The organism is Pseudomonas sp. BIOMIG1BAC (assembly GCF_001705995.2).
In the GTDB taxonomy this organism is placed as follows: Bacteria; Pseudomonadota; Gammaproteobacteria; order Pseudomonadales; family Pseudomonadaceae; genus Aquipseudomonas; species Aquipseudomonas sessilinigenes.
Genome location: NZ_CP049045.1, coordinates 191,160 through 215,958 on the forward strand (window position 1 = coordinate 191,160; position 24,799 = coordinate 215,958).

The following is a 24,799-nucleotide window of genomic DNA, read 5'->3' on the forward strand; positions in this document are numbered from 1 at the left end:
AACGCATGGACAAAAAAGGGAGCCTGGACAGGCTCCCTTTTGGTTGTGGCAGTTGCCGTTATCTACAGCCGGTTGAGACCCGACTGTGGATAACTCACTCCACAGTCACCGATTTGGCCAGGTTGCGTGGCTGGTCGACGTCGGTGCCCTTGAGCACGGCCACGTAGTAGGACAGCAGTTGCAACGGGATGGTGTAGAGGATTGGCGAGAGAACATCGTGGATGTGCGGCATGTGGATAACATGGGTGCCTTCGCCGTTGGTCATGCCCGACTGCTCGTCGGCGAACACGATCAACTCGCCACCACGGGCGCGGACTTCCTGCAGGTTGGACTTGAGCTTCTCCAGCAGTTCGTTGTTCGGCGCCACGGTGACCACTGGCATGTCGTTATCCACAAGGGCCAGAGGGCCGTGCTTGAGCTCACCGGCCGGATAGGCTTCGGCGTGGATATAGGAAATCTCCTTGAGCTTCAGGGAGCCTTCCATCGCCACCGGGTACTGGGCACCACGGCCGAGGAACAGCGTGTGGTGCTTGTCGGCGAACAGCTCGGCGGTCTTCTCCACCACGCTGTCCATGGCCAGGGCTTCACCGAGGCGAATCGGCAGGCGCCGCAGCTCTTCCACCAGTTCGGCTTCGACACCGGCTGCCAGGGTGCCACGTACCTGGCCCAGGGACAGGGTCAGCAACAGCAGGCTCACCAGTTGAGTGGTGAAGGCCTTGGTGGAGGCTACGCCGATCTCGCGACCGGCCTGGGTCAGCAGGGTCAGGTCGGATTCACGCACCAGGGAGCTGATGCCAACGTTGCAGATCGCCAGGCTGGCGAGGAAGCCCAATTCTTTGGCGTTGCGCAGCGCAGCCAGGGTATCGGCGGTCTCGCCGGACTGGGAAATGGTCACGAACAGGGTGTCGGGCTGCACCACCACCTTGCGGTAGCGGAACTCACTGGCCACTTCCACCTGGCAGGGAATGCCGGCCAGTTCTTCCAGCCAGTAACGGGCGACCATGCCGGCGTGGTAGCTGGTGCCACAGGCGACGATCTGTACATTGCGCACCTTGGCGAACAACTCGGCGGCCTGGGGACCGAAGGCCTGGACCAGTACCTGGTTGGCGCTCAGGCGGCCTTCCAGGGTGCGTTGCACCACCGATGGCTGCTCGTGGATTTCCTTGAGCATGTAGTGGCGGAATTCGCCTTTGTCCGCCGCTTCGGCACCGTCGCGGTACTGCACCGCCTCGCGCTCCACGGCCTTGCCGTCGATGTCCCAGATCTGCACGCTGTCACGGCGGATCTCGGCGATATCGCCTTCTTCCAGGTACATGAACCGGTCGGTGACCTGGCGCAGGGCCAACTGGTCGGAGGCCAGGAAGTTTTCCCCCAGGCCCAGGCCGATCACCAGCGGGCTGCCGCTACGGGCCGCGACCAGGCGATCCGGCTGGCTGGCGCTGATCACGGCAAGGCCATAGGCACCGTGCAGTTCCTTGACGGTAGCCTTGAGGGCCACGGTCAGGTCGCCCAGGTCCTTGAGCTTGTGGTTCAGCAGGTGGGCGATGACCTCGGTATCGGTGTCCGAGGTGAACTCGTAGCCCTGGGCCTTGAGTTGTTCGCGCAGGGCTTCGTGGTTTTCGATGATGCCGTTGTGCACCACCGCCAGATCGCCGGAGAAATGCGGGTGGGCATTGCGCTCGCAAGGTGCGCCGTGGGTGGCCCAGCGGGTGTGGGCGATCCCCAGGCGGCCCATCAGCGGCTCGCCAGCCAGGGCTTGTTCCAGCTCGGCGACCTTGCCCGGACGGCGCATGCGCTCGAGCTTGCCGCTATTGGTGAAAACCGCCACGCCTGCGCTGTCGTAGCCGCGGTATTCGAGGCGCTTGAGGCCTTCCAGCAAAATGGCGGTGATATTGCGTTCAGCAACGGCGCCAACAATTCCACACATGGTTTTTCTCCTAGCTGACAGCCGCGCAAATCAGAGTAATGCCGCGGGCCTGAATCTGGTCGCGGGCCTCGGAAGACAGGCGATCATCGGTAATAAGGGTATGGATGCTGCTCCAGGGCAGCTCCAGGTTGGGAATCTTGCGGCCGATCTTGTCGGACTCGACCATCACCACCACTTCACGGGCCACCTCGGCCATGACCCGGCTCAGCCCCAGCAGCTCGTTGAAGGTGGTGGTACCGCGGGCCAGATCGATGCCGTCGGCGCCAATGAACAGTTGGTCGAAGTCATAGGAACGCAGCACCTGTTCGGCTACCTGTCCCTGGAAGGACTCGGAATGCGGGTCCCAGGTGCCACCGGTCATCAACAACATTGGCTCGTGTTCCAGCTCGCTCAGGGCGTTGGCCACATTCAGAGAGTTGGTCATCACCACCAGCCCTGGTTGCAGGCCCAACTCGGGAATCATCGCCGCCGTGGTACTGCCGCTGTCGATGATGATTCGCGCATGCTCGCGAATGCGCTGTACAGCGGCCCGCGCAATGGCTTGCTTGTAGCGGGACACCGATTGGCCCAGATCGCTGACCAATTCCTGGGGCAAGGTGATAGCTCCACCATAACGGCGTAGCAGCAGGCCGTTGCTTTCCAGGGCCGCCAAGTCCTTACGAATCGTAACTTCCGAGGTTTCGAAGCGCTTGGCCAACTCGTCCACGCTCACTTCGCCCTGTTCGTTGAGCAAGGTAAGGATGTTGTGACGTCGCTGGGGCGTATTGCGTTTCGATATGATCATTTAAGTTTCGATTCGAAAGATAACGACGGCAATAAAACCCTATGATCGAAACTTCGTCAAGCTTGAGCGCAAAAAAAAACCGACCCTTGCTATTCAGCTGCAGGGGCCGGTTGATGCTGCATGGGCCATCCGTGCTTGTGGATAACCTCAGTCCTTGTTGATTTTCTGCGGCCGCTTCCAGCCATCAATGTTCTTCTGTCGCGCACGAGCCACAGCCAGCTGCGCCGGCGCGACATCCTGGTTGATAGTGGAACCGGCGGCGGTAGTGGCCCCGGAAGAGATATCCACAGGCGCTACCAGGGAGTTGTTGGAGCCGATGAATACGTCTTCGCCCATCACCGTCTTGTGCTTGTTCACCCCATCGTAGTTGCAGGTGATGGTGCCGGCGCCGATGTTGCTGCGCGCGCCGATCACTGCGTCGCCCAGATAGGTCAGGTGGCCGGCCTTGGCGCCCTGGCCCAGATGGGCGTTCTTCAACTCGACGAAGTTACCCACATGGGCACGGGCTTCCAGCACGCTGCCAGGACGCAAGCGGGCGAACGGACCGGCATCGCTGCCCTCGCCCATCACCGCGCCGTCGAGATGGCTGTTGGCCTTGATCACCACGCCCTTGCGCAGGGTGCTGTCCTTGATCACGCAGTTGGGGCCGATGACCACGTCGTCCTCGATCACCACCCGGCCTTCGAGAATCACGTTGATGTCGATCAGGACGTCGCGGCCGACCGTGATTTCGCCGCGCACATCGAAGCGTGCCGGGTCACGCAAGGTGACCCCTTGGGCCATCAGGCGGCGGGCAGCGCGCAGCTGGTAGTGGCGCTCCAGCTCGGAGAGTTGCTTGCGATCGTTGGCACCCTGCACTTCCATGGCGTCCAGGGGCTGCTCGGTGGCAACCAGCAGGCCATCGCTGACCGCCATGGCGATCACGTCGGTCAGGTAGTACTCGCCCTGGGCGTTGTTGTTGGAAAGACGGCTGGTCCAGTCGCCCAGGCGCTTGCCAGGCACGGCGAGAATGCCGGTGTTGCCTTCGGTGATGGCGCGCTGGGCTTCGTTGGCGTCCTTCTGCTCGACGATGGCGGCAACCTTGCCATTGGCGTCACGCACGATACGCCCGTAGCCGGTAGGATCGTCCAGCTCGACGGTGAGCAGGCCCAGTTGCTCGGGGCCCGCTTGCTTGAGCAGGCGCTGCAGGGTCTCGACTTCGATCAGCGGCACATCGCCGTAGAGAATCAGTACGGTATCGGCAGTAATGAAAGGCACCGCCTGGGCCACTGCGTGCCCCGTGCCCAGCTGCTTGTCCTGCAGCACGAAATTCAGGTCATCGGCCGCCAGGCGCTCGCGTACCGCATCCGCACCGTGGCCAATCACCACGTGGATGCGCTGTGGATCGAGCTGGCGGGCGCTGTGGATAACATGCCCGAGCATGGAGTTGCCAGCGACCGGGTGAAGGACCTTGGGCAGTGCCGAGCGCATGCGAGTGCCCTGGCCTGCTGCGAGGATAACGATTTCGAGAGACATGACTGGCTACCAATCCTGGGGGTCCGCGAGTGTGACCAAGAGGGGAGAATGCGGAAAATAAAAAGGGTAGCCGAGGCTACCCTTTTTAATCAATCACACAAAAAGCCTGCGACTTAGCCGCCGAACTTCTTGCGGATTTGCTGGACGGTACGCAGCTGGGCTGCGGCCTCGGCCAGACGTGCGGCGGCAGAACCGTAGTCAAAATCTGCGCCTTTTTCATTCAGGGCCTTCTCAGCAGCCTTGACGGCTTCCTGAGCGGAGGCTTCGTCCAGGTCGGCAGCGCGTTGCACGGTGTCGGCAAGAACCTTGACCATGTTCGGCTGAACCTCGAGGAAACCACCGGAGATGTAGAACACCTCGGCTTCCCCGCCCTGCTTGATCAAGCGGATCGGACCTGGCTTCAGGTTGGTGATCAACGGTGCGTGACCCAGAGCGATACCAAGATCACCCAGTTCACCGTGCGCAACCACCATCTCCACCAGACCGGAGAAGATTTCCCCTTCCGCGCTGACGATATCGCAATGGACTGTCATAGCCATCTGCTTGCCTCAACCTAAATTAGCGCCCGTTGCCGGGCGCCGGGATTACAGTTTCTTGGCTTTCTCGATCGCTTCTTCGATGCCGCCGACCATGTAGAACGCTTGTTCTGGCAGGTGGTCGTAGTCACCGTTGAGGATGCCTTTGAAGCCAGCGATGGTGTCTTTCAGGGAAACGTACTTACCTGGAGAACCAGTGAAGACTTCAGCCACGAAGAACGGCTGCGACAAGAAGCGCTGGATCTTACGAGCGCGGGATACCAACTGCTTGTCGGCTTCCGACAGCTCGTCCATACCCAGGATCGCGATGATGTCCTTCAGCTCTTTGTAACGCTGCAGTACGTACTGAACGCCGCGAGCGGTCTCGTAGTGCTCGTTGCCGATCACGTTCGGGTCCAGCTGACGGGAAGTCGAGTCCAGTGGGTCTACCGCTGGGTAGATACCCAGGGAAGCGATGTCACGGGACAGAACGACGGTGGCGTCCAAGTGGGCGAAGGTGGTCGCTGGCGACGGGTCGGTCAAGTCGTCCGCAGGTACGTATACCGCTTGGATCGAGGTGATCGAGCCTTGCTTGGTCGAAGTGATGCGCTCTTGCAGCACGCCCATCTCTTCAGCCAGGGTCGGCTGGTAGCCTACTGCCGAAGGCATACGGCCCAGCAGTGCGGATACTTCGGTACCGGCCAGGGTGTAACGGTAGATGTTGTCGACGAACAGCAGAACGTCGTTACCTTCGTCACGGAACTTCTCGGCCATGGTCAGGCCGGTCAGCGCTACGCGCAGACGGTTTCCTGGTGGCTCGTTCATCTGACCGTAGACCAGGGCAACCTTGTCCAGAACGTTGGAGTCCTTCATCTCGTGGTAGAAGTCGTTACCCTCACGAGTACGCTCACCCACACCGGCGAACACGGAATAACCGCTGTGCTCGATGGCGATGTTACGGATCAGTTCCATCATGTTTACGGTCTTGCCCACACCGGCACCACCGAACAGACCGACTTTACCGCCCTTGGCGAACGGGCAAACCAGGTCGATTACCTTGATCCCGGTTTCCAGCAGGTCGTTGCCGCCTGCCTGTTCTGCGAAGGAAGGAGCGGCGCGGTGGATACCCCAGCGCTCTTCTTCGCCGATCGGGCCGGCTTCGTCGATTGGGTTGCCCAGTACGTCCATGATCCGGCCCAGGGTCGCTTTACCGACCGGTACGGAGATGGCTGCGCCAGTGTTGTTGACATCCAGACCGCGCTTCAGGCCTTCGGTGGAGCCCATCGCAATGGTACGAACCACGCCGTCGCCCAGCTGCTGCTGAACTTCCAGAGTGGTTTCGGCGCCTTGAACCTTCAAGGCGTCGTAGATGCTCGGTACGCTGTCGCGTGGAAATTCCACGTCGATAACGGCGCCGATGATTTGAACGATACGTCCGCTACTCATAGCTGGATCCTCTGAATATTTGAACCGTTAAACCGCGGCAGCGCCGCCGACGATTTCCGAGATCTCTTGGGTGATCGCAGCCTGACGCGCCTTGTTGTAGATCAGCTGCAAATCGCTGATCAAATCACCGGCGTTGTCGGTGGCGTTCTTCATTGCGATCATCCGCGCGGCTTGTTCAGCTGCGTTGTTCTCGACCACCGCCTGGTAGACCTGCGACTCCACGTAACGGACCATCAAGCCGTCCAGCAGCTCCTTGGCATCCGGTTCGTAGAGATAGTCCCAGTGGTGCTTGAGTTCTTGATCCGGGGTTGCCTCCAGTGGAATCAACTGCTCCACGGTCGGCTGCTGGGTCATGGTGTTGACGAACTTGTTGGATACCACGGACAGGCGGTCAATCCGGCCTTCCAGGTAAGCATCCAGCATCACCTTGACACTGCCGATCAGGTCATTGATCGACGGCTCTTCACCCAGGTGGCTGATAGCTGCAACGACGTTACCGCCGAAGTTGCGGAAGAAGGCCGCACCCTTGCTACCGACCACACACAGATCGATCTCGACGCCTTGTTCGCGGTTTACCGCCATGTCCTTGACCAGGGCCTTGAACAGGTTGGTGTTCAAGCCACCACACAGACCACGGTCACTGCTCACCACGATGTAACCGACGCGCTTGATGGCGCGGTCGATCATGAACGGGTGACGATATTCCGGGTTGGCGTTGGCCAGATGACCAATAACCTGGCGGATGCGCTCCGCATAAGGACGGCTAGCAGCCATGCGCATTTGTGCCTTGCGCATTTTGCTGACCGCCACTTTTTCCATGGCGCTGGTAATTTTTTGCGTGCTTTTGATGCTCGCAATCTTACTGCGAATCTCTTTTGCGCCTGCCATGTAACACCTATCAGGTTAGCAAGCGGGAGCCTTGCGGCTCCCGCTGCGGCTTACCAGGTTTGGGTGGCCTTGAACTTCTCGATACCGGCTTTGAGGCCAGCGTCGATTTCGTCATTGAAGTCACCCTTCACGTTGATCTTCGCCATCAGGTCGGCGTGATCGCGGTTGAAGTAAGCAATCAGCGCTTGTTCGAAGCTGCCGATCTTGGTGATTTCGACGTCAGTCAGGAACCCACGCTCAGCGGCATACAGCGACAGCGACATGTCAGCGATGGACATTGGCGCGTATTGCTTCTGCTTCATCAGCTCGGTAACGCGCTGACCGTGTTCAAGTTGCTTACGGGTCGCTTCGTCCAGGTCAGAAGCGAACTGGGCGAATGCTGCCAGTTCACGGTACTGAGCCAGGGCGGTACGGATACCACCGGACAGCTTCTTGATGATCTTGGTCTGAGCGGCACCACCTACACGGGATACCGAAACACCGGCGTTAACTGCAGGGCGGATGCCCGAGTTGAACATGGCCGATTCCAGGAAGATCTGACCGTCGGTGATGGAGATCACGTTGGTCGGAACGAACGCGGAAACGTCGCCAGCCTGGGTTTCGATGATCGGCAGGGCAGTCAGGGAACCGGTCTTGCCAGTCACTGCGCCATTGGTGAACTTCTCTACGTACTCTTCCGAAACGCGGGATGCGCGCTCCAGCAGACGGGAGTGGAGATAGAACACGTCACCTGGGTAGGCTTCACGGCCTGGTGGACGACGCAGCAGCAGGGAGATCTGGCGATAAGCCACAGCCTGCTTGGACAGATCGTCATAAACGATCAGCGCGTCTTCACCGCGGTCGCGGAAGTATTCGCCCATGGTGCAACCGGAGTACGGAGCCAGGAACTGCAGTGCAGCCGACTCCGAAGCACTGGCGGCCACGATGATGGTGTTGGCCAGGGCGCCGTTTTCTTCCAGCTTGCGAACCACGTTGGCAATGGTCGATTGCTTCTGACCGATCGCTACGTAGACGCAGAAAATGCCGCTGTCTTTCTGGTTGATGATCGCGTCGATCGCCAGAGCGGTCTTACCGATCTGACGGTCACCGATGATCAGCTCACGCTGGCCACGGCCGACTGGGATCATGGCATCGACAGCCTTGTAGCCAGTCTGTACAGGCTGGTCTACCGACTTACGCCAGATCACGCCTGGAGCAACTTTCTCGACCGCGTCGGTCTCGGTGTTGTTCAGCGGACCTTTACCGTCGACTGGGTTACCCAGTGCGTCGACTACGCGACCCAGCAGTTCCTTACCAACTGGAACTTCGAGGATGCGGCCGGTGCACTTGGCGCTCATGCCTTCAGCCAGAGTGGTGTATGCGCCCAGTACTACGGCACCTACAGAGTCTTGCTCGAGGTTGAGGGCCATACCGTAGACGCCGCCCGGAAACTCGATCATCTCGCCGTACATTACGTCGGCCAGACCGTGAATCCGCACGATGCCGTCAGATACGCTGACGACAGTGCCTTCGTTACGGGCTTGGGAGGTCACATCGAGCTTTTCGATGCGGCCCTTGATAATTTCACTTATTTCGGAAGGATTGAGTTGCTGCATTGCTCTGCTGCCCCTTCAAACTCAAGATTTCAATGCTTCGGCAAGGTTCGCGAGTTTGCCGCGAATCGAGCCATCGATAACCAGGTCGCCGGCGCGGATTACGACGCCACCAATCAGGCTGGCATCCTCCGCAGCGTGCAGTCGCACTTCCCGGCCGAGCCGTGCACTGAGAACCTTGGCGAGTTTGTCTTGCTGTTCTTGGTTCAATGCGAACGCACTGGTCACATCCACGTCCACCGATTTCTCTTGCTCGGCCTTGTACAGGTCGAACAGAGCGGAGATCTCCGGCAACAGCAGGAGACGGTCGTTTTCGGCGGCAACCTGAATGAAATTCTGTGCCTGTGCATCAAACTTGTCGCCACACACTTCGATAAAAGTGTTGGCCTTTTCTGCGCTCGTCAGTCGCGGGGCCTTAAGCACGCGCTGCATGGTGTCATCTTGTGACACCGCTGCAGCCAGGCCGAGCATGGCTGACCAAGAGGCCAGCTGCTGGTGGGCCTGAGCGTGCTCGAAGGCCGCCTTAGCGTAAGGTCGGGCCAACGTGGTCAGTTCTGCCATGATCGCCCTCGCTTAAATTTCAGCAGCCAGTTTGTTAACCAGGTCTGCGTGCGCGTTTTGATCGATTGTGGCGCCCAGGATCTTCTCTGCACCATTGACCGCCAGGCTACCCAGTTGGGCGCGCAGCGCGTCTTTGACGCCGTTCAGTTCCTGTTCGATCTCGGCCTGAGCCTGAGCCTTCACGCGTTCAGCTTCGACACGGGCCTGTTCACGGGCTTCGTCGACGATCTGAGAACCGCGCTTCTTGGCTTGCTCGATGATTTCAGCTGCCTGAGCTTTGGCTTCGCGCAGTTGCTGACCCGCTTTATCTTGGGCCAGTTCCAGGTCACGAGCTGCTCGGCTGGCAGCGTCCAATCCATCCGCGATCTTCTTTTGACGTTCGTGCAGAGCTGCAATGACCGGAGGCCAAATGAACTTCATGCAGAACAGTACAAAAATTAAGAACGCAACGGACTGGCCAATCAGGGTTGCATTAATGTTCACGCCAACACCTCGCTCGTTCGTTGTCCGTCACACCAATCAACTCGAATACTCGAGTGATTAGCCAGCGAGTTGACCAACGAAGGGGTTTGCGAAGGTGAAGAACAGAGCGATACCAACACCGATCATGGTTACGGCGTCGAGCAGACCGGCAACGATGAACATTTTAACTTGCAGCATTGGAACCATTTCTGGCTGACGCGCAGCGCCTTCCAGGAACTTGCCGCCCAGCAGGCCGAAACCAATTGCGGTACCCAGTGCGCCCAGGCCGATCAACAGTGCAACAGCGATAGCGGTTAGACCAACTACAGTTTCCATCTTTCCTCCCGACTTTTACGTCGTATGGTTTAGGTTTTTTAGATTAAAGCGGTAAAACAAATCGTTTCATCGTGCCCGAGACGGGCCCCTCTTGCCGCAACAAGAGGGACATCAGACTAGTCGAGACTGGTCTTAATGATTCTCTTCGTGAGCCATCGACAGGTAGACGATGGTCAGCATCATGAAGATAAAGGCCTGCAGAGTGATGATCAGGATGTGGAACACCGCCCACGCCCACTGCAGAACCACACCCATGCCGCTGAGCCACAGCAGGCCGCTGCCGAACATCACAGCGATCAGGATGAACACCAGCTCGCCGGCATACATGTTGCCGAACAGACGCAGTGCCAGAGAGATTGGCTTGGCAACCAGGGTCACGAATTCCAGCAGGAAGTTCACCGGGATCAGCAAAGCCTGGACCAGGATGTTCTTGCTACCGAACGGATGCAGGGTCAGTTCGCCGATGAAGCCGCCGATGCCCTTGACCTTGATGCTGTAGAAAATGATCAACGCGAACACCGACAGGGCCATGCCCAGGGTAGCGTTCGGGTCAGTGGTGGAAACAGCACGGAATGGAATGTGCGGGTCGCCGGAAATCAGCATCGCCAATTGCGGGATCCAGTCCACAGGAACCAGGTCAATGGCGTTCATCAGGAACACCCAGACGAAGATGGTCAGGGCCAACGGCGCGATCACCGGGCTACGACCGTGGAAGCTGTCCTTCACGCTGCCATCGACGAAGCCGACCATGACTTCAACGAAGTTCTGCAAAGCGCCCGGCACTCCGGAAGTCGCCTTCTTGGCCGCCATGCGGAACAGAAGAATGAAGATCACACCCAGTGCGACAGACCAGCCGAGGGTATCGACGTGGAATGCCCAGAAGCCCATTTCCTTGGCTTCTGCTGCGGAGTGGGCAAAGCCCCAGCTCCCATTGGGTAGCTGACCGAAGGTCAGGTTCTGCAAGTGGTGCTGGATATAGCCCGAAGCGGTTGTTTCTGCTGACATGGTTGCCTCAAACGCCCTAAGGTCTCGAAAGTCTTGTTCTCATTAGCAGGGGAGCGAACCAGCTGACCAGCTGGGTCAGCACGAAGACACCGAATACAGCTAGCGGCGCCAATGGCTTCACACCTGCGAACGTCAATGCAAACAGCACTGCCGTCAAAATCAATTTGCCCGCCTCACCGGCATAAAAAGACCGGACGATGGCTTGGGCCGCTCGAGCTCCGGAAAACCGAAATGCCCTGTGAGCGAAATACACATTGGGTAGCAAGGCTATCAGTCCTCCGCAAAGGCCTGAATATCCGGCTACGACTCCACGCCATTGCCATAGCGCCAGAGCGGCTATCAGTAAAATGACCAACTGAGCCAGTAGAACCGGAAAAACCGCCAAGCGATGGAACGGCAGGCGGTTTGGCGTGCGGGTTTCCATCACTCTTGCTCCTCAAGGGTCGGCTGCCAGAATTCTGTGACTTGGCATAATTTGTGCCGACAAAATGCGCGCAGAGTATAGGGGCGGTTCAGCCCCTATTCAACTGCCGGGTAGTGATTTCCGACTGCACGCTACACAAGGAAATGTTTCAACGGATGTGAGCGAGGACGCCCTGCAGCTCATCCAGGGAGTTGTAGCCGATCACCAACTGTCCCTTGCCCTTCTTGCCGTGGCGAATCTGCACCGCAGAGCCTAGGCGCTCGGCCAAACGTTGCTCGAGGCGAGCGATATCCGGGTCCGGCTTGACCGGTTCAGCAGGCTCCTGCTTGCCACTGAGCCACTGGCGAACCAAGGCCTCGGTCTGGCGTACGGTAAGACCTCGTGCGACAACGTGTCGCGCCCCTTCAACTTGTTGATTTTCCGGCAATCCGAGCAATGCGCGAGCATGCCCCATCTCCAGGTCGCCATGGGACAACATGGTCTTGATCACCTCTGGCAAGGAGATCAGGCGCAGCAGGTTGGCCACGCTGACGCGGGACTTGCCCACCGCCTCGGCAACCTGTTGCTGGGTCAGTTGGAACTCCTGCTGCAGGCGCTGCAGGGCCAGGGCTTCCTCGATAGGGTTGAGGTCCTCGCGCTGGATGTTCTCGATCAGCGCCAGGGCAATGGCGGTTTCATCCGGAACATCACGGACCACGGCCGGGATGGTTTCCTGGCCAGCCTGCTGGCTGGCGCGCCAGCGACGTTCGCCGGCGATGATTTCAAAACGCCCGGCGCCGATGGGACGGACCACGATGGGCTGCATAACGCCCTGGGCCCTGATCGAGTTGGCCAGTTCTTCCAGGGCCTGCGGGTCCATGTCCCGGCGCGGCTGGTACTTGCCACGCTGGATCAGGTCCAGTGGCAGGTGTTGCAGTTCACGCTGGTCGACCTGCGCGGCTTGTTCTTCGAGGGCAGTGACAGTCGGACCACTCAACAGTGCATCCAGTCCACGTCCGAGACCACGTTTCTTGACGGCCATGGGGATTCCTTAAGTTGGCTGGGCGGCTGCGATGCGCGCTTGTTTACGTTGCCGGCGAACCATCTCGCCAGCCAGGGCCAGGTAGGCCAGTGCGCCGCGGGATTGCTTGTCGTACGCCAATGCCGGCATGCCGTAGCTCGGCGCCTCGGCCAAGCGGATGTTGCGCGGGATCACGGTGTCGTACAGCTGGTCGCCGAAGTGTTCCTTGAGCTGCGCGGAAACATCGTTCATCAGGCTCAAGCGCGGGTCGAACATCGTGCGTAGCAAGCCTTCGATCTTCAGCTCGGGATTGAGCAACTCACCAATGCGCTTGATGTTATCCACAAGGTCGCTCAGACCTTCCAGTGCGTAGTACTCGCACTGCATGGGGATGATGACCCCATCGGCGGCCACCAGGGCATTGAGGGTCAGCATCGACAGCGACGGCGGGCAGTCGATCAGGATGTAGTCATAGTTCTCGCGGATGGGGGCCAGGGCACTGCGCAGCCGGCTTTCCTTCATCTGCATTTCCAGCAGTACCACTTCCGCCGCGGTCAGGTCGCGGTTGGCCGGCAACAGCTGGTAGCCGCCGTGTTCGGAGAAGTGCATGGCCTGGGCCAGGTCGCACTCGCCGATCAGCAAGTCGTAGACCGAGTTTTCCAGGCTGTGTTTATCCACACCGCTACCCATGGTGGCGTTGCCCTGTGGATCAAGATCGATCAACAGCACCCGGCGCTTGGTCGCCACCAGGGATGCTGCGAGGTTGATGCAGGTGGTGGTCTTGCCCACACCACCTTTCTGGTTCGCTATCGCGAATACCTTAGCCATTCTTGCTTGTGTTCCCAATCATGCCGTGCGGCGCAGTATCAGCAGATGGCGTTGGCCTTGGCAACCGGGTACGGCCAGGGCGTGTTCGCTATCGAGGTGGAAGTCTGCCGGCAATGCTAACAGCTCATCAGAGGGATGGACGCCCTTCATTGCCAGCCAGCGTGTATCGCTGTCCCCGAGGTGGCGGGTCCAGCTGGTGAAGTTCTCCATGCTGCTGAACGCCCGGGAAATGATTCCATTGAACGGCTGCTCAGGGGTGAAGGCTTCGACTCGGTTGTGGATAACTTGCAGGTTATCCAGCTTGAGCTCGAGTTTGACCTGGGTCAGGAAGCGGGTCTTCTTGCCGTTACTGTCCAGGCAAGTGACCTGCGACTGGGGAAACAGGATGGCCAGGGGGATCCCGGGCATCCCGCCACCGCTCCCCACATCCAGCCAGCGACCGTCTTCGATGAAGGACATCACGCTCAGGCTGTCGAGCAAGTGGCGCGAGACCATCTCATCAGGATCGCGCACTGCGGTCAGGTTGTAGGCCTTGTTCCACTTGATCAACAACGCCAGGTAGCCCAGCAGCGATTCGTGCTGGAGCGGGCTCAACTCGACACCGAGCTGGCGGGCGCCTGTGGATAACTCATCCGCGTGTTGCGAGGTGACCAGTGAACTCAAGCGCTTTGCTCCAACTGACGGCCAGCGCCGCGTTTTTTCAAGTGAATCATCAACAGGGAAATGGCTGCCGGAGTCACACCGGGAATTCGTGAAGCCTGCCCCAGGGTTTCCGGACGGGTCGCGCCGAGCTTGCTCTGGATCTCCTTCGACAATCCGGAAATGCTCGCGTAATCGATATCCACAGGCAGCTTGGTATCTTCGCTGGCACGCAAGCGGGCGATTTCATCCTGCTGGCGATCGATGTAGCCGGCGTACTTGGTCTTGATCTCGACCTGTTCCGCGACCTGTGGATCTTCCGCGCCCTGCCCGGTCACTTCGACCAGACCAGCGTAGTCGATTTCCGGACGGCTCAGCAGGTTCAACAGGTTGTATTCGTGGGTCAGCGGCGTGCCGAATTTTTGTGCAATCGCATCGCCCTGCTCGGTCCCGGGACGCACCCAGGTGGACTTCAAGCGCTGTTCTTCCAGGGCAATGCCCTCGCGTTTCTTGCAGAACGCAGCCCAGCGCACGTCATCCACCAACCCCAGCTCGCGACCTTTTTCGGTCAGGCGCAGGTCGGCGTTGTCTTCACGCAGGATCAGGCGGTACTCCGCCCGGGAAGTGAACATGCGATACGGTTCCTGGGTGCCCAGGGTAATCAGGTCATCGACCAACACCCCGATATAGGCTTCGTCGCGACGCGGGCACCAACTGTCCTTGCCCTGGGCGCGCAATGCCGCGTTGGCCCCGGCCAGCAGGCCTTGGGCACCAGCTTCTTCGTAACCGGTAGTGCCATTGATCTGGCCGGCGAAGAACAGACCGCCAATGACTTTGGTTTCCAGGCTGTACTTCAAGTCCCGCGGATCGAAATAGTCGTATTCGATGGCGTAGCCCGGCCGCACGATATGGGCGTTTTCCATGCCACGGATCGATTGGACGATCTGCAGCTGCACATCGAACGGCAGAGATGTGGATATCCCGTTCGGGTACAGCTCGTGGGTGGTCAGGCCTTCCGGTTCGATGAAGACCTGGTGGCTTTCCTTGTCGGCAAAGCGATGGATCTTGTCTTCGATGGATGGGCAGTAGCGCGGGCCAATGCCTTCGATGACCCCGGAGTACATCGGCGAACGATCGAGGTTCGCGGCGATGATCTCGTGAGTACGGGCGTTGGTGTGGGTAATCCAGCAACTGATCTGGCGTGGATGTTGTTCCTTGTTGCCAAGGAAGGACATCACCGGGATTGGCGTATCGCCAGGTTGCTCGGTCATTACCGAGAAATCCACGGAGCGGGCATCGATACGTGGCGGGGTACCGGTTTTCAGACGACCGACCCGCAGTGGCAATTCCCGCAGGCGTTGTGCGAGGGCGATCGATGGCGGATCACCGGCACGGCCCCCGGAATAGTTCTGCAGGCCGATGTGGATAAGTCCGCCGAGGAAGGTCCCGGTGGTCAATACCACGGAGTCGGCAAAGAACCGCAGACCCATCTGGGTGACCACACCACGGACCTGATCCTGCTCGACGATCAGGTCATCGGCAGCCTGCTGGAATATCCACAGGTTCGGTTGGTTCTCGAGAATCTCGCGAACGGCGGCCTTGTACAGAATACGGTCGGCCTGGGCACGAGTCGCACGTACTGCCGGGCCTTTACGGCTGTTCAATACACGGAACTGGATACCACCTTTATCTGTAGCCATGGCCATCGCGCCGCCCAGGGCGTCGATTTCCTTGACCAGATGGCTCTTGCCGATCCCGCCGATTGCGGGATTGCAGCTCATGGCTCCGAGGGTTTCCACGTTATGCGTCAGCAATAGGGTCTTTGCCCCCATGCGTGCTGATGCAAGTGCTGCCTCGGTACCGGCATGACCGCCGCCGATGACGATCACTTCAAAACGGGAAGGGAAATCCACCACGCACCTCGTGCCTGCTTCAAGTAGGAGTAATTAGGAATGGTTGTTGGGTTGGTTTCTGGACCAAGGCGGCAAGTATAGGGACTTCGACCTTTCTAAAGAACCCTTTGCACAAAATTTAACCAGCTGTGGATGACCGGCGGACAATAGAAATTAAAAAGAGAGAAATTTATTAAAACCTTGTTTTTATGTTTATTCTTATACAGCAGCCTATCTGTGGATAAACATCTACAAGCCTTATTTTTCAATATGTACAGAGGTTTTAAACTCTGTGGTTAGGTGCCATTGAGCACCTTGGATAACCGGCTTAAAGCTGTGGATGAATGAGGCGGTTATCCACAGAGCCAGTTCTCTTCAGCTTTGAAGGCTAGTTATCAACTGAGCTAAGGAGCAGTTATTCACAGGGCTTAATCCACAGATGGAGGTTGTTCCAGCAGGTGAACGGTGCAGATGCGACTTACCCGCCAGGCAAAAGTTTTCGCCTGGATCCAGGATTAGCCTGCGAATGAATGAAAGCAGGCCCGCTTACAGAGAAGCCTGCGCAGCGATTAGCAGGGGCGGATACGCATAAGAAAGGAAAACGCCTGCAGGCAATGCTCCCAAGAGCCTTGTCCACAGGCGCGAACTCCCAGCACTGAAAGCCGGGGGAAGGTGGTATGGGCTTATTTGCCGATACAGAAGCTGGAGAAGATACGTCCTAGAAGGTCATCGGAACTGAATGCGCCGGTGATTTCACCGAGGAATTGCTGGGCTTGTCGCAGGTCTTCGGCCAACAGCTCGCCCGCACCGGCCAGGGTCAATTGGTCCCGCCCGTGCTCGAGGGCGGCACTGGCGTAGCGTAACGCCTCCAGGTGCCGGCGCCGGGCGCTAAAGCTGCTCTCGGACGTTTGCTCATAACCCATGCACGCCTTGAGATGCTCGCGAAGCAACTCCAGGCCTGGCCCAGCGGCCATGGCGCTGAGGCTGATGGTGACATGGCCATCGTCACAGGTTTCCAGGGCGATGGGTTCACCGCTCAGGTCGGCCTTGTTGCGAATCAGAGTGACCTTGGCGGGATCCGGCCGCTGTTCGAGAAACTCCGGCCACAAGGCAAAGGGGTCAGAAGCTTCGCTGGCGGTGGCATCGACCACCAACAACACTCGATCCGCCTCGCCGATTGCCTTGAGTGCGCGTTCGACACCGATTTTCTCTACCTGGTCCTCGGTGTCCCGAAGACCGGCGGTATCCACCACGTGCAGTGGCATGCCATCGATGTGGATATGTTCCCGCAGGATATCCCGGGTGGTGCCAGCGATATCGGTGACGATGGCGGCTTCGCGTCCTGCCAATGCATTGAGCAGGCTGGATTTGCCTGCGTTAGGTCGCCCGGCGATCACCACCGTCATACCGTCACGGAGCAAGGCGCCCTGACCCGCTTCGCGTAGCACTGTGGACAATTCGTTACGAACCCCATCGAGCATGCTCAATACGTGGCCATCGGCGAGGAAGTCGATTTCTTCCTCGGGAAAATCGATCGCGGCCTCGACATAGATACGCAAGGCGATCAGCTGTTCGGTGAGGTGATGCACACGCTGGGAAAACGCCCCCTGCAGCGAGCGCAAGGCATTGCGTGCAGCCTGTGCGGAACTGGCTTCGATCAGGTCGGCGATGGCTTCGGCCTGGGCCAGATCGAGCTTGTCGTTGAGAAAGGCGCGCTCACTGAATTCTCCAGGCCTGGCCAGACGGCAGCCCAGTTCCAGGCAGCGCTGCAGCAGCATATCGAGGACGACAGGCCCACCGTGCCCTTGCAGCTCCAGCACATCTTCACCGGTGAAGGAATTGGGGCCTGGAAAATACAAGGCGATGCCTTCGTCCAGCACGTCTCCCTGGGCATTGAGAAATGGCCCGTAATGAGCAAATCGCGGCTTGAGTTCCCGGCCGCTGATGGCCTTGGCGGCCACCGCAGCGAGGGGACCGGAAATCCTTACGATGCCCACGCCACCGCGACCTTGGGCAGTGGCTATAGCGGCGATGGTTTCACGAGGGACATTCATAACCCGACATCCAGACAAAAGTGACAGATAGCAAAACGCCCCTCTAGGGGGCGTCTTGTGTGGTTATCCACAGAGTAGGTCAGGCAGCTGCTTTCTTGGTAGCAGCTTCGATCTTACGAGTGATGTACCACTGTTGTGCGATCGACAGGCAGTTGTTCACTACCCAGTACAGCACCAGGCCCGCTGGGAACCACAGGAAGAAGAAGGTGAAGATGATTGGCATCATCTTCATCACCTTGGCCTGCATCGGATCCGGCGGAGTCGGGTTCAGCTGCTGCTGGATGAACATGGTGGCGCCCATGATGATCGGCAGGATGAAGAACGGATCCTTGATCGACAGGTCGGTAATCCACAGCATGAACGGAGCCTGGCGCATTTCCACGCTCTCCAGGAGTACCCAGTACAAGGACAGGAAGACCGGCATCTGCACCAGGATCGGCAAGCAGCCGCCCAATGGATTGATCTTCTCTTTCTTGTACAGCTCCATCATCGCCTGGGACATCTTCTGGCGATCGTCACCGAATTTTTCCTTCAGCGCAGCCAGTTTTGGAGCCACTGCACGCATGCGTGCCATGGACTTGTAGCTGGCTGCCGACAGTGGGAAGAAGATCCCCTTGATCAGCATGGTCAGGAAAATGATCGACCAGCCCCAGTTACCAACCAGGCTGTGGATATGTTGCAGCAGCCAGAAGATCGGTTGGGCGATGAACCACAGGAAGCCGTAGTCCACAGTCAGTTCCAGGCCTGGGGACAACTCTTTCAGCACGGCCTGGCTTTTCGGACCGGCGTACAGAATGGCGCTGGTTTCAGCCTTGGCGCCTGGAGCAACGGTCATCGAAGGGCCGGTGTAGCCGATGATGTAGTTACCTTTGCTGTCCTTGCGTGCCAGAACCTGGTTGTTCTCACCTTTTGGCGGAATCCAGGCGGTCACGAAGTAGTGTTGCAGCCAGGCAACCCAGCCACCTTGAACACTTTCAGTGATCGGGGCCTTGCTCTTGTCCTCGTTCACCTTGTCCATGTCCTTCATGGACACTTTCTTGTACGGCTCGGAACTTGTCCACAGGGCAGCGCCCAGGTAAGTCGCGGTACCGGTGGCGGTGCTGGAGGATGGATCGGAGCTGGCATCACGCTTGAGCTGGGCGAACATCGCACCAGTCCAGGGTTGGGCGCTTTCGTTATCGATCAGGTAGGTAACGGTGATGTCATACAGGCCGCGCTTGAGGGTAAAGCGCTTGATGTAGTTGACCCCGTCCTTGCTGAATTTGAGGTCGACGACCAGTTGATCCTGACCATCAGCCAGTTGATAACTTTTCTTTTCTGCAGAGTAGACAGGGCGGCCAGCCGGATTGGCATCGGGGCCACTGCTGCCGATCAAGCCGCTTTGTGCCAGGTAAGTCCGCTCGTTGCCGTTATCGAACAGCTGGAAAGGAATTTCCGGGTGGTCTTGGCGACGTGGATACAGTGGCAGGCGCAGTTGCGCGATATCCCCACCTTGTGGATCGACAGCCAGGTCGAGCACATCCGTTTTGATCTCGATGAGATCCTTGCTTGCGGCCACTGGCACTTCCGCAGGAGCAGCGGTATCGCTGGTCGCGCGTGGAATGTCGTCATTGGCAGCTGGAGTGCCGGTTGGCGTGTCGGGCAAGCCCGGAGTGGTCGTGCTGGAAGCAACATTCTGAGTCGGCAAGGCAGCTTGGCCATAATCCTGGTTCCATTTCAGAACCATGACGTAGGACACGATTGCCAGGGCGACGATCAGGATCGTGCGTTTGATATCCATGATTACTCGGCCATCGAAGAAGAGCGGGAGGTAGGGATAGGTGGAACCGGGTCGTAACCACCGGGATTCCACGGATGACAGCGACCTAAACGACGAAAGGTCAGCCAGCCACCACGCAGAAGGCCATGAGTTTCGATGGCTTCCAACGCGTAGCAGGAACAGCTGGGGTGAAAACGACAGTGATCGGCCATCAGAGGACTAATGGCATAGCGGTAAAACTGGATCGGAACGAGGGCCAGTTTACGCATCGGGACTGTCTACCCCTACAGTTTCGGATTTTACTGCTGGTGCTGGCTTATTGCGCGCCAGGCGTTTCCAGAGCTTACCGAAATGCTGGATTAATTCAGGGTTTTCTACATCGCCCAAACCTTTGCGCGCGACGATAACGATATCCCACCCAACCAGCGAGTCCTGGTGAAGGCGAAACGATTCGCGCATTAGGCGTTTAAGACGATTTCGCTCAACAGAGAGCTTGACGCTCTTTTTCCCGATCACAAGCCCTAGACGGGGATGATCGAGATCGTTGTCGCGAGCAAGGAGCAGGAGATTCTTCCCCGGAACCTTGCCGGTAGGGGAGTCAAAGACTGCCTTGAAGTGCCGGGGTGTAAGCAGACGCTTTTCCCGACTGAAGTCCTGACTCACCTCCAGTGCCGGATTATCAAACTGCCAGACGCGCACGACCTTTGGCGCGACGACGCGACAGGACGGCACGACCGTTCTTGGTAGCCATGCGAGCACGGAAACCGTGGGTACGAGCGCGTTTGATAGTGCTTGGTTGGAAAGTACGTTTCATGTCGTGTTACCTGGTTCGTCCACAACGGGCCGGAATGGCCCCCGTTTTAAGAGATCGGCGATTCTAGAGAAAGCAAGCCTCTAGGTCAATTTCCAACCAGCTTTTCCTTTGTCTATGTATGTCGGGATCCAGGCTTGTGAAGGACATGCAGCCAGATATAAAAATAGAGAAGGAAAGTATTTAAAGCTTTTCTGTAAAGCTTATAAAGACTAGGCCCCCACCCTTCTGTGGATAACTACCTTAAGCCCTTTAATTCCGTACTGTACAGAGAATGACAACACGGTTGAGAAGCCGTGCTCTGCCTGTGCTGCGAGTGCGGAAAAGCTGTGTGCGGAAAGTGATGTTATCCACAGGCGATTTATCCACCGGGTTTTGCCTCGGGTTGTGCAAAGAGCTCAAGTGGGGTTATCCACAGAGCTTATGCACATACCGCTGGTCGTGTTTATCCAAGGTAAGGCATTGATTCTTAGCCTCCTGGAGGCACGCTACATGTGGATAAGTGGACGGCCGACCGTTACAATGGCTGCTTGTTTTTGCCTCACCGGCTTTCAACTTCAGGGGATATCCGTGTCAGTGGAACTTTGGCAGCAGTGCGTGGAGCTTCTGCGTGATGAGCTGCCTGCCCAACAATTCAACACTTGGATCCGTCCGCTACAGGTCGAAGCCGAAGGCGACGAGTTGCGTGTCTACGCACCAAATCGTTTCGTTCTCGATTGGGTCAATGAAAAGTACCTGGGCCGCGTGCTCGAGCTGCTGGATGAACATGGCAATGGCGTGGCGCCCGTTCTTTCCTTATTAATAGGCAGCAAGCGCAGCTCGGCTCCTCGTGCCGCGCCTAACGCACCGCTGGCCGCAGCCGCTTCCCAGGCATTGCAGGCGGCTGCCGCGGCCAAGGCTGCAGCAGAACCTGCTGCGCCGGCTCCGGTTCCTGCCCCGGCCAAGAAGGCCGCCGAGCAGAAAGCCGATCAGACCAGCGAAGAGCCCTCTCGTGACAGCTTCGACCCCATGGCGGGCGCCAGCTCGCAACAGGCCCCGGTACGCACCGAACAGCGCACCGTACAGGTAGAGGGCGCGCTCAAGCACACCAGCTACCTGAACCGTACCTTCACTTTCGAGAACTTTGTCGAGGGTAAGTCCAACCAGCTGGCCCGTGCTGCGGCCTGGCAAGTAGCGGACAACCCCAAGCACGGCTACAACCCGCTCTTCCTTTATGGGGGCGTCGGCCTGGGTAAGACCCACTTGATGCATGCCGTGGGTAACCACCTGCTCAAGAAGAACCCGAATGCCAAGGTCGTGTACCTGCATTCCGAGCGCTTCGTGGCAGACATGGTCAAGGCGTTGCAGCTCAATGCCATCAACGAATTCAAGCGCTTCTACCGTTCGGTGGACGCACTGCTGATCGACGATATCCAGTTCTTCGCCCGCAAGGAGCGTTCCCAGGAAGAGTTTTTCCACACCTTCAACGCCCTCCTCGAAGGCGGCCAGCAGGTGATTCTCACCAGCGACCGTTATCCGAAGGAGATCGAGGGTCTGGAAGAACGCCTCAAGTCCCGCTTCGGCTGGGGCCTGACGGTAGCGGTAGAACCGCCGGAACTGGAAACCCGGGTGGCGATCCTGATGAAGAAGGCCGACCAGGCCAAGGTCGAGTTGCCTCACGATGCGGCGTTCTTCATCGCCCAGCGGATCCGTTCCAACGTCCGTGAACTGGAAGGCGCGCTCAAGCGTGTCATCGCCCACTCGCACTTCATGGGACGCGATATCACCATCGAGTTGATCCGCGAATCCCTGAAGGACCTGTTGGCACTGCAGGACAAACTGGTGTCTGTGGATAACATCCAGCGCACCGTTGCCGAGTACTACAAGATCAAGATCTCCGATCTGTTGTCCAAGCGACGTTCGCGTTCCGTTGCCCGCCCACGCCAGGTGGCCATGGCCTTGTCCAAGGAACTGACCAACCACAGCCTGCCGGAAATCGGCGATGTGTTCGGCGGTCGCGACCACACCACGGTGCTGCACGCTTGTCGCAAGATCAATGAACTTAAGGAATCCGACGCGGACATCCGCGAGGACTACAAGAACCTGCTGCGTACCCTGACCACTTGATGATTCCAACGCAGCTTATTAAGGCAAGGGACTAGACCATGCATTTCACCATTCAACGCGAAGCCCTGTTGAAACCCCTGCAACTGGTCGCCGGCGTCGTCGAACGCCGCCAGACCTTGCCGGTGCTTTCCAACGTGCTGCTGGTTGTCGAAGGCCAGCAATTGTCGCTGACCGGTACCGACCTGGAAGTCGAACTGGTCGGTCGCGTACAACTTGAAGAACCGGCCGAGCCTGGGGAAATCACCGTCCCGGCTCGCAAGCTGATGGACATCTGCAAGAGCCTGCCCAACGACGTCCTGATCGACATCAAGGTCGATGAGCAGAAGCTGGTGGTGAAGGCCGGCCGTAGCCGCTTCACCCTGTCGACCTTGCCAGCCAACGATTTCCCGACGGTGGAAGAAGGCCCGGGCTCCCTGACTTGCCAGTTGGAGCAGAGCAAGCTGCGTCGCCTGATCGAACGCACCAGCTTCGCCATGGCCCAGCAGGATGTGCGCTACTACCTCAATGGCATGCTGCTGGAGGTTTCCGCTGGCATCATCCGCGCCGTGGCCACCGATGGTCACCGTCTGGCCATGTGCTCGATGCAGGCCGACATTGGCCAGCAGGATCGCCACCAGGTGATCGTGCCGCGCAAAGGTATCCTTGAACTGGCCCGCCTGCTCACCGAGCCGGATGGTAACGTCAGCATCGTCCTGGGCCAGCATCACATCCGTGCCACCACCGGTGAGTTCACCTTCACCTCCAAGCTGGTGGACGGCAAGTTCCCGGACTACGAGCGTGTACTGCCTAAAGGCGGTGACAAGCTGGTGCTGGGCGACCGCCAGGCCCTGCGCGAGGCCTTCAGCCGTACCGCGATCCTGTCCAACGAAAAGTACCGCGGCATCCGCCTGCAGCTTGCCAACGGCCAGCTGAAGATCCAGGCCAACAACCCGGAGCAGGAAGAAGCCGAAGAAGAAGTAGGCGTGGAGTACAACGGCGGTTCGTTGGAAATCGGCTTCAACGTCAGCTACCTGCTGGATGTGCTGGGCGTGATGACCACCGAGCAAGTCCGTCTGATCCTGTCCGACTCCAACAGCAGTGCGCTGGTCCAGGAGTCCGACAACGACGACTCGGCTTACGTTGTCATGCCGATGCGCCTGTAATCAGCTAGATGTCCCTCAGTCGTGTCTCGGTCACCGCGGTGCGTAACCTGCACCCGGTGACCTTCTCCCCCTCCCCTCGCATCAACCTCCTCTACGGCGCCAATGGCAGTGGCAAGACCAGCGTGCTGGAAGCCATTCATCTGCTGGGGCTCGCCCGCTCGTTTCGCAGTGCCCGGTTATTACCGGTGATTCAGTATGAGCAGTTGGCTTGCACGGTGTTTGGCCAGGTCGAATTGTCCGAGGGAGGGCACAGCAACCTGGGGATATCCCGAGACCGCCAGGGCGAATTCCAGATCCGTATCGACGGTCAGAACGCTCGCAGTGCGGCGCAGCTGGCAGAAATACTGCCGCTACAGTTGATCAATCCAGACAGTTTTCGCCTGTTGGAAGGAGCTCCGAAGATCCGTCGGCAGTTCCTGGACTGGGGAGTGTTCCATGTGGAACCTCGCTTCATGTCCACCTGGCAGCGCTTGCAGAAGGCCCTGCGGCAGCGAAACTCATGGCTGCGGCATGGTACACTTGACGCCGCTTCGCAAGCGGCCTGGGACCGGGAACTGTGCCAGGCCAGCGCTGAAATCGATGAATACCGCCGCGCATACATCAAAGCCTTGAAACCAGTCTTTGAGCGGACCTTGGGCGAGTTGCTGGAGCTCGAGGGCCTGACACTTAGCTATTACCGTGGTTGGGACAAGGAACGCGAGCTTAGTGAAGTCCTCGCGAGCGCCCTGCACCGTGATCAGCAAATGGGTCATACCCAGGCCGGCCCGCAACGTGCTGATTTACGTCTGCGCCTAGGCGGACACAACGCTGCGGACATCCTGTCTCGTGGCCAGCAAAAGCTGGTGGTCTGTGCATTGCGCATTGCCCAGGGGCATCTGGTTAGCCAGGCCCGCCGCGGTCAGTGTATTTATCTGGTGGATGACCTGCCGTCCGAACTGGACGAGCAACACCGTCGCGCACTTTGTCGCTTGCTGGAAGACTTACGCTGCCAGGTGTTCATCACCTGTGTAGACCACGAATTACTGAGGGAAGGCTGGCAGACGGAAACGCCAGTTGCTTTGTTCCACGTGGAACAAGGCCGTATCACCCAGACCCACGACCATCGGGAGTGAA

The 24,799-nt window shown here is 58.6% G+C and carries 24 protein-coding genes; 3 read left to right on the plus strand and 21 right to left on the minus strand.

What is annotated here, in order from left to right:
* Positions 1-94: 94 nt before the first annotated feature.
* The 21 genes from glmS to rpmH all read right to left on the minus strand — a co-directional run bounded on the left by glmS (position 95) and on the right by rpmH (position 20,441).
* The gene (gene glmS, locus ATY02_RS00870; protein ID WP_068576569.1) at positions 95-1,927 is read right to left on the minus strand and encodes a glutamine--fructose-6-phosphate transaminase (isomerizing); all 1,833 of its coding nucleotides are present in this window, start codon (positions 1,925-1,927) and stop codon (positions 95-97) included.
* Positions 1,928-1,937: 10 nt separating this feature from the next.
* A complete protein-coding gene (locus ATY02_RS00875) occupies positions 1,938-2,708 on the minus strand; it encodes a DeoR/GlpR family DNA-binding transcription regulator (RefSeq protein WP_176719725.1) in 771 nt (256 codons plus the stop codon).
* Positions 2,709-2,858: 150 nt separating this feature from the next.
* Positions 2,859-4,226, minus strand: coding sequence for a bifunctional UDP-N-acetylglucosamine diphosphorylase/glucosamine-1-phosphate N-acetyltransferase GlmU (glmU, locus tag ATY02_RS00880; protein WP_068576571.1), 1,368 nt, complete (start codon positions 4,224-4,226; stop codon positions 2,859-2,861).
* 113 nt (positions 4,227-4,339) lie between these two features.
* Entirely contained in the window at positions 4,340-4,765 is a 426-nt protein-coding gene (locus ATY02_RS00885; RefSeq protein WP_011064380.1) for a F0F1 ATP synthase subunit epsilon, read from the minus strand.
* Positions 4,766-4,810: 45 nt separating this feature from the next.
* Complete coding sequence (gene atpD / locus ATY02_RS00890; RefSeq protein ID WP_044465897.1) at positions 4,811-6,187, minus strand: F0F1 ATP synthase subunit beta; 1,377 nt, start codon at positions 6,185-6,187, stop codon at positions 4,811-4,813.
* A gap of 27 nt (positions 6,188-6,214) precedes the next feature.
* Positions 6,215-7,075, minus strand: a complete 861-nt coding sequence (gene atpG, locus ATY02_RS00895; RefSeq protein WP_031320767.1) for a F0F1 ATP synthase subunit gamma — start codon at positions 7,073-7,075, stop codon at positions 6,215-6,217.
* Between the two features lie 50 nt (positions 7,076-7,125).
* Positions 7,126-8,670 carry a F0F1 ATP synthase subunit alpha gene (gene atpA / locus ATY02_RS00900; RefSeq protein ID WP_068576573.1) on the minus strand — a complete coding sequence of 515 codons (1,545 nt, stop codon included), beginning with the start codon at positions 8,668-8,670 and terminating at the stop codon, positions 7,126-7,128.
* Positions 8,671-8,691: 21 nt separating this feature from the next.
* Positions 8,692-9,228 (minus strand): F0F1 ATP synthase subunit delta, encoded by a 537-nt coding sequence (locus ATY02_RS00905; protein ID WP_053137780.1) that lies wholly within the window; start codon positions 9,226-9,228, stop codon positions 8,692-8,694.
* 12 nt (positions 9,229-9,240) lie between these two features.
* The gene (locus ATY02_RS00910; protein ID WP_068576575.1) at positions 9,241-9,711 is read right to left on the minus strand and encodes a F0F1 ATP synthase subunit B; all 471 of its coding nucleotides are present in this window, start codon (positions 9,709-9,711) and stop codon (positions 9,241-9,243) included.
* Positions 9,712-9,768: 57 nt separating this feature from the next.
* Positions 9,769-10,026 carry a F0F1 ATP synthase subunit C gene (atpE, locus tag ATY02_RS00915; protein ID WP_002555987.1) on the minus strand — a complete coding sequence of 86 codons (258 nt, stop codon included), beginning with the start codon at positions 10,024-10,026 and terminating at the stop codon, positions 9,769-9,771.
* Between the two features lie 132 nt (positions 10,027-10,158).
* Entirely contained in the window at positions 10,159-11,031 is an 873-nt protein-coding gene (gene atpB, locus ATY02_RS00920) for a F0F1 ATP synthase subunit A (RefSeq protein WP_053137789.1), read from the minus strand.
* Positions 11,032-11,047: 16 nt separating this feature from the next.
* Positions 11,048-11,455: a F0F1 ATP synthase subunit I gene (locus ATY02_RS00925; RefSeq protein ID WP_016964883.1), complete on the minus strand. Its 408-nt coding sequence runs from the start codon at positions 11,453-11,455 to the stop codon at positions 11,048-11,050.
* Between the two features lie 148 nt (positions 11,456-11,603).
* On the minus strand, positions 11,604-12,476 hold the full coding sequence (locus ATY02_RS00930; protein ID WP_068576577.1) for a ParB/RepB/Spo0J family partition protein: 873 nt from the start codon (positions 12,474-12,476) through the stop codon (positions 11,604-11,606).
* A 9-nt stretch (positions 12,477-12,485) separates the two neighbouring features.
* Positions 12,486-13,283, minus strand: coding sequence for a ParA family protein (locus ATY02_RS00935; RefSeq protein WP_068576579.1), 798 nt, complete (start codon positions 13,281-13,283; stop codon positions 12,486-12,488).
* 18 nt (positions 13,284-13,301) lie between these two features.
* Positions 13,302-13,946 (minus strand): 16S rRNA (guanine(527)-N(7))-methyltransferase RsmG, encoded by a 645-nt coding sequence (gene rsmG, locus ATY02_RS00940; RefSeq protein WP_068576580.1) that lies wholly within the window; start codon positions 13,944-13,946, stop codon positions 13,302-13,304.
* Entirely contained in the window at positions 13,943-15,835 is a 1,893-nt protein-coding gene (mnmG, locus tag ATY02_RS00945) for a tRNA uridine-5-carboxymethylaminomethyl(34) synthesis enzyme MnmG (protein WP_068576582.1), read from the minus strand. The genes rsmG and mnmG overlap by 4 nt, the downstream gene beginning before the upstream one ends.
* 662 nt (positions 15,836-16,497) lie before the next feature.
* Entirely contained in the window at positions 16,498-17,868 is a 1,371-nt protein-coding gene (mnmE, locus tag ATY02_RS00950) for a tRNA uridine-5-carboxymethylaminomethyl(34) synthesis GTPase MnmE (protein ID WP_068576584.1), read from the minus strand.
* 79 nt (positions 17,869-17,947) lie between these two features.
* On the minus strand, positions 17,948-19,648 hold the full coding sequence (gene yidC, locus ATY02_RS00955) for a membrane protein insertase YidC (RefSeq protein ID WP_068576586.1): 1,701 nt from the start codon (positions 19,646-19,648) through the stop codon (positions 17,948-17,950).
* 2 nt (positions 19,649-19,650) lie between these two features.
* Positions 19,651-19,896, minus strand: a complete 246-nt coding sequence (yidD, locus tag ATY02_RS00960; protein ID WP_083235628.1) for a membrane protein insertion efficiency factor YidD — start codon at positions 19,894-19,896, stop codon at positions 19,651-19,653.
* Positions 19,889-20,290: a ribonuclease P protein component gene (gene rnpA / locus ATY02_RS00965; RefSeq protein ID WP_068576649.1), complete on the minus strand. Its 402-nt coding sequence runs from the start codon at positions 20,288-20,290 to the stop codon at positions 19,889-19,891. Before rnpA ends, yidD begins: the two co-directional genes overlap by 8 nt.
* 16 nt (positions 20,291-20,306) lie before the next feature.
* Positions 20,307-20,441: a 50S ribosomal protein L34 gene (gene rpmH, locus ATY02_RS00970; RefSeq protein WP_003213577.1), complete on the minus strand. Its 135-nt coding sequence runs from the start codon at positions 20,439-20,441 to the stop codon at positions 20,307-20,309.
* A gap of 567 nt (positions 20,442-21,008) precedes the next feature.
* On the opposite strand from rpmH, the gene dnaA reads away from it, so the two are divergent.
* The 3 genes from dnaA to recF are packed head-to-tail and all read left to right on the plus strand — an operon-like array spanning position 21,009 to position 24,798.
* Positions 21,009-22,544 carry a chromosomal replication initiator protein DnaA gene (gene dnaA / locus ATY02_RS00975; protein WP_068576588.1) on the plus strand — a complete coding sequence of 512 codons (1,536 nt, stop codon included), beginning with the start codon at positions 21,009-21,011 and terminating at the stop codon, positions 22,542-22,544.
* Positions 22,545-22,582: 38 nt separating this feature from the next.
* Positions 22,583-23,686, plus strand: a complete 1,104-nt coding sequence (gene dnaN, locus ATY02_RS00980) for a DNA polymerase III subunit beta (RefSeq protein WP_068576591.1) — start codon at positions 22,583-22,585, stop codon at positions 23,684-23,686.
* 8 nt (positions 23,687-23,694) lie between these two features.
* Positions 23,695-24,798 carry a DNA replication/repair protein RecF gene (gene recF, locus ATY02_RS00985; protein WP_068576592.1) on the plus strand — a complete coding sequence of 368 codons (1,104 nt, stop codon included), beginning with the start codon at positions 23,695-23,697 and terminating at the stop codon, positions 24,796-24,798.
* The last annotated feature ends 1 nt before the right edge of the window (position 24,799 follow it).